Below are 4,060 nucleotides of genomic sequence, written 5' to 3'. Positions count from 1 at the left end.
GGTCGCGGCGGCGGCGCCGGGGCCGTGGTGCTGGCGCGTCGCCGGGCCGGTCCTCGTCCGGTGCCCCCGCGGACACGCCGGGAGGCGCGGCGGGGGTCAGCCGCAGGGCGGCCGCGAACAGCACACAGGCCACGAACGCCATCACCAGCCCACGGCCGTACTCGATTTGGAAGCCGTCCTCGAGCGAGTAGAAGAAGTTTCGCTGACCGGGGTTGTCGAGGCCGGCCGTGGCAGCCACCAGCAGCACCAGCAGGGCACCGGCCAGGGTGAGGCCGGCCAGCCGGGCGTTCGGCCGCACGGCTGCCGTGCCGCGCAACGTCAGCGCCACGGAGCAGACGAGAGCGAGAAGCCCGACCAGGTAGCCGACCCCGAAGCCACCGACCTCGGACACCCCGGCGGGCACCTCGAACGTAGCGTTCCCGTCGGGCCCGCCGTTCGGCAGGCGCATCACCAGCCACTCACCGACGAGCGATGCGATCGCGGCCACCGCGCCCAGACCGGCGAGCAGCAGGGGCAGCCGAGGATCCTGCGCGAAATCGGCCAGGGACAAGGCGAAGCGGCGTCGCGGGGCCCGCTCGTCGGCACCCCACTCGATCACCGCCGGGGCCTCGGATCGGTCGTCCTGCCGCGGGATCGGACGCTCCTCGGACATCGGCCACCCTTCCGCCGGTCACGGACCTGGGTCGCATCATGGCACAGCAAGCTGGTGGTGACAGGGATCGCAGGGCTGGCGAGCGCGCCGGTCTGTCGCTCAGCGGCCGCCTTTCCGCTAGCGTTTGCCCCATGCCAATCCGTACCGCTTCAGCACAATGGCAGGGCAATCTCACCGAGGGCGCGGGCACCATCCGCACCGGGAAGGGCGGCCTGTCCGGCAACTACTCCTTCAAGTCACGCTTCGAGGAGGGTGAGGGCACCAACCCCGAGGAGCTGATCGCCGCCGCGCACGCCGGCTGCTTCTCGATGGCGTTCTCCAAGGCGCTTGCCGACGCGGGCTCGACGGCCACCTCCGTCGAGACCACCGCCAAGGTGCACCTGGACAAGACCGACGCCGGCATGACGGTGACCCGGATCGACCTGGAGACGGTCGGCCAGGTCCCGGGGATCGACGACGCGGAGTTCCAGAAGCTCGCCGAGGCCGCCAAGGCCAACTGCCCGATCTCCCGCCTGCTCTCGCCGGGTGCCGAGATCACCCTGAACGCCCGCCTGACTGCCTGAGCTGGCCGGCCCACACCGTACGTCCACGGAAGGAGCCTCCGCCCGGTCCCGGGTGGTCGCTTCTTCCGTGCATGTGCGGATGACGGCCACGGTCGTCCAGCAGGGCCGGGCCGCGTGCCTCCGCGTCGGGCACAATGGGCGAGGTGCCGGTGGAGATGAGCCGTGAGCGCTTCGAGGAGTTGGTCGGCGAAGCCCTCGACGAGGTGCCCGAAGAACTACTCGGCCTGATGAACAACGTGGTGATCCTGGTCGAGGACGACCCGCCACCGGGAGAGGTCGACCTGCTCGGCCTCTACGAGGGGTATGCGCTCACCGAGCGGGGTTGGGACTATGCCGGCGTGCTGCCCGACCGGATCTTCATCTATCGCCGTCCGATCCTGCGGATCTGCGACAACGACGAGGACGTCATCGACGAGGTGGCGGTGACCGTGGTGCACGAGATCGCTCACCACTTCGGCATCGACGACGCGCGCCTGCACGCGCTTGGCTGGGGCTGAGCCCCGCGCTCGACCCGCCCGCGCCGCACGACCCGCCCGCGCCGCGCCGTCCGTCCGATGGCCGGTGCTTGCCGAGGTCGCCTACCGTCGGTGCAGCGAACGCGACCCTATTCAGGAGGCCCTTTCATGCGCAGCGAGCTGTTCTCCGCGGAGAATCTGGAGAAGGAGTCCGCGCAGCCCGGCATGCGGTTGCAGAACTCCAAGATGTTGAAGATCGAGCTCAACGGCGAGGCGATGGCCCGGGTCGGGTCGATGGTCGCCTACCAGGGGAACGTGCAGTTCCAGGCGTTGGGTTCAGGCGGGCTCGGCAAGTTCCTCAAGCAGAAGCTCACCGGCGAGGGCGTCCCGCTGATGAAGGTCACCGGCCAGGGTGACGTCTTCCTCGCCGAGCTGGCCAAGGACGTGCACATCATCGACCTGGAGCCGGGCGACGCCCTCTCCATCAACGGCAGCAGCGTGCTCGCCTTCGACTCCACCCTCCAGTACGACATCAGGATGGTCGGCGGTGCCGGGATGGCGTCCTCGTCCGGCCTCTTCAACTGTGTGTTCAGCGGCTACGGGCGGATCGCCATCACCACCAAGGGCACCCCGGTCGTGCTGAACGTGGACGCCCCGACGTACGTCGACCCCCAGGCAGCGGTCTGCTGGTCGGCCAACCTCCAGACCGGCTACCACCGGGCCGAGCAGCTCGGCCTCGGCACTCTGCTCGGGCGCCGCACCGGTGAGTCGTTCACCATGAGCTTCGCCGGTCAGGGCTTCGTGGTGGTGCAGCCGTCCGAGGAGCCGCCGGTCCTGGGCAGTGGCCAGCAGCAGCAGGAGGGCGGTCTGCTCGGCGGTCTGCTGAGCTGACCGGGATTGACGCAGGGCGCACCTGATCTGTCGAGCTGACCGCGGCGGCGCGGAGCGCGTGGGGGCGCTCCGCGCCGGTCAGGTCAACTCACCGGTACGTAGGCGGGTCAGCCAGGCCGCCGCGTCGGCGTAGTCGACGTCGGAGAGGCCCGCTGGAGCGGGCACCGGGCGCTCGCCCGCCTCGGCCCACCGGTGCCGGGGGTAGGAGCCCAGGAAGCGGACGTCGGCACAGACCCTGCGGAGCCCCTGCAACGCCTCGCCCAGGCGGACGTCGGCCACGTGGCCGGTGCAGTCCAGGAAGAAGACGTAGCGGCCCAACGCCTCGCCGGTCGGCCGGGATTCGATCCGGGTCAGGTTGACCCCACGGACGGCCAACTCCATCAGCACGGACAGCAGCGCGCCGACCCGGTCGTGGGCGATGTAGACCGCGAGCGAGGTGAGGTCGTCACCGGTCGGCGGCGGTGGCGGCCCGGGGCGGGACACCAGCGCGAACCGGGTCACCGCGTCGGGGTGGTCGGCGATCTTGTCGGCGAGTGTGGTGAGTCGGTGCCCGGAGGCTCCGATCGGTGCGCAGATCGCCGCGTCGTAGTCGCCCCTGCCGACACCGGCGGCCGCCGCGCCGTTGGAGAGCACGTCGACCACCACGGCGTCGGGCAGGTGGTTGCGCAACCAGCCCCGGCACTGGGTGGACGCCTGTGGATGGGCCGCCACGGTGCGGATCGAGGGCAGCGGGGTGTCGGGCCGCGCGGCGAGCACGAACTGCACCGACAGGATCACCTCCCGGGTGATCACCAGCGGTTCGCCCTCGGCCATCTCGTCCAGCGTGACGCCCACCGCGCCGCCGATCGAGTTCTCCAGTGGCACCAGCGCGGCGTCGGCGTCGCCGGCGCGGACGCTGTCCAGCGCCTCTCCGACGCTGCGGGCGGGCGTACGGGTGCCGCGCTCGGCGGCGGGTATGGAGCGCAGTGCCTGCTCGGCGAAGGTGCCCTCCGGCCCGAGGAAGACGAAGCGTGTCGGCGGTGTTCCCGGCATGCCGATCAGCCTACGCACCCGGTCCGTTGGCCGGGCCGGCGTCGCAGGCGAGGGCGCGAATCCCGGCCGGGCTGGTGGCGCGTACCTCGATGGTGCAGACGTCCGTGCCGGCGGTGACCAGCACCGGAGAACCGGGCTCGCCCCGGGTGACCACCTGGAGTTCCTCGTGCCCGGTCACCGCCAGCACGGTGAACTGCCAGTCGGCAGCGCAGAGCGGCCCGGTGCGGACCTGGACCCGGACGTTCGCCGGCAGCACTCCGGCCCTGCCGCGCAACAGTTGCAGCACCCGCTGGCCGGTCGGTCCGTTGCGGCAGGCCGTCGCGACCAGCCCGGCGTCGGGGGTGGGCGTGACCGTACCGAGAGACGGCGCTGTGGTCGGCGGGGTGGCCGGTGCGGTGCTCGGGCCGGCCGGTGTCGGGGCCGCGGTGTGGGTGGGCACGCCGGTCGGCTCCCCCAGCCCGGGTGGG

6 protein-coding genes are annotated in these 4,060 nt (G+C 71.7%); 3 read left to right on the top strand and 3 right to left on the bottom strand.

Annotation, left to right across the window (positions count from 1 at the left end):
• Window positions 1–652, bottom strand: a 652-nt coding sequence (locus tag DLJ58_RS00390; RefSeq protein WP_208740742.1) for a hypothetical protein, incomplete at its 3' end; no start/stop codon positions are given.
• Between the two features lie 131 nt (window positions 653–783).
• Here DLJ58_RS00390 and DLJ58_RS00385 point away from each other — a divergent pair.
• The 3 genes from DLJ58_RS00385 (at window position 784) to DLJ58_RS00375 (ending at window position 2,561) form a co-directional block, all read left to right on the top strand.
• The gene (locus DLJ58_RS00385; protein ID WP_124853332.1) at window positions 784–1,215 is read left to right on the top strand and encodes an OsmC family protein; all 432 of its coding nucleotides are present in this window, start codon (window positions 784–786) and stop codon (window positions 1,213–1,215) included.
• 149 nt (window positions 1,216–1,364) lie between these two features.
• Window positions 1,365–1,712: a metallopeptidase family protein gene (locus DLJ58_RS00380; RefSeq protein WP_181518411.1), complete on the top strand. Its 348-nt coding sequence runs from the start codon at window positions 1,365–1,367 to the stop codon at window positions 1,710–1,712.
• A 126-nt stretch (window positions 1,713–1,838) separates the two neighbouring features.
• Window positions 1,839–2,561: an AIM24 family protein gene (locus DLJ58_RS00375; RefSeq protein ID WP_112583872.1), complete on the top strand. Its 723-nt coding sequence runs from the start codon at window positions 1,839–1,841 to the stop codon at window positions 2,559–2,561.
• Between the two features lie 78 nt (window positions 2,562–2,639).
• Here DLJ58_RS00375 and pheA read toward each other — a convergent pair whose 3' ends face one another.
• Entirely contained in the window at window positions 2,640–3,593 is a 954-nt protein-coding gene (gene pheA, locus DLJ58_RS00370; RefSeq protein ID WP_124853331.1) for a prephenate dehydratase, read from the bottom strand.
• Between the two features lie 10 nt (window positions 3,594–3,603).
• Window positions 3,604–4,060: hypothetical protein (locus DLJ58_RS00365; RefSeq protein ID WP_208740740.1), on the bottom strand; the 457-nt coding region annotated here is incomplete at its 5' end.

The organism is Micromonospora arida (assembly GCF_003857035.1).
GTDB classification, from domain to species: domain Bacteria; phylum Actinomycetota; class Actinomycetes; order Mycobacteriales; family Micromonosporaceae; genus Micromonospora; species Micromonospora arida.
Note: the sequence above shows the minus strand (reverse complement) of the source record. Positions and strands in the feature narration are given on the sequence as shown.

Coding starts and splice junctions, on each gene's coding strand:
- DLJ58_RS00385 (WP_124853332.1), top strand. CDS start 784: ATGCCAATCCGTACCGCTTCAGCACAATGGCAGGGCAATCTCACCGAG.
- DLJ58_RS00375 (WP_112583872.1), top strand. CDS start 1,839: ATGCGCAGCGAGCTGTTCTCCGCGGAGAATCTGGAGAAGGAGTCCGCG.
- pheA (WP_124853331.1), bottom strand. CDS start 3,593: ATGCCGGGAACACCGCCGACACGCTTCGTCTTCCTCGGGCCGGAGGGC.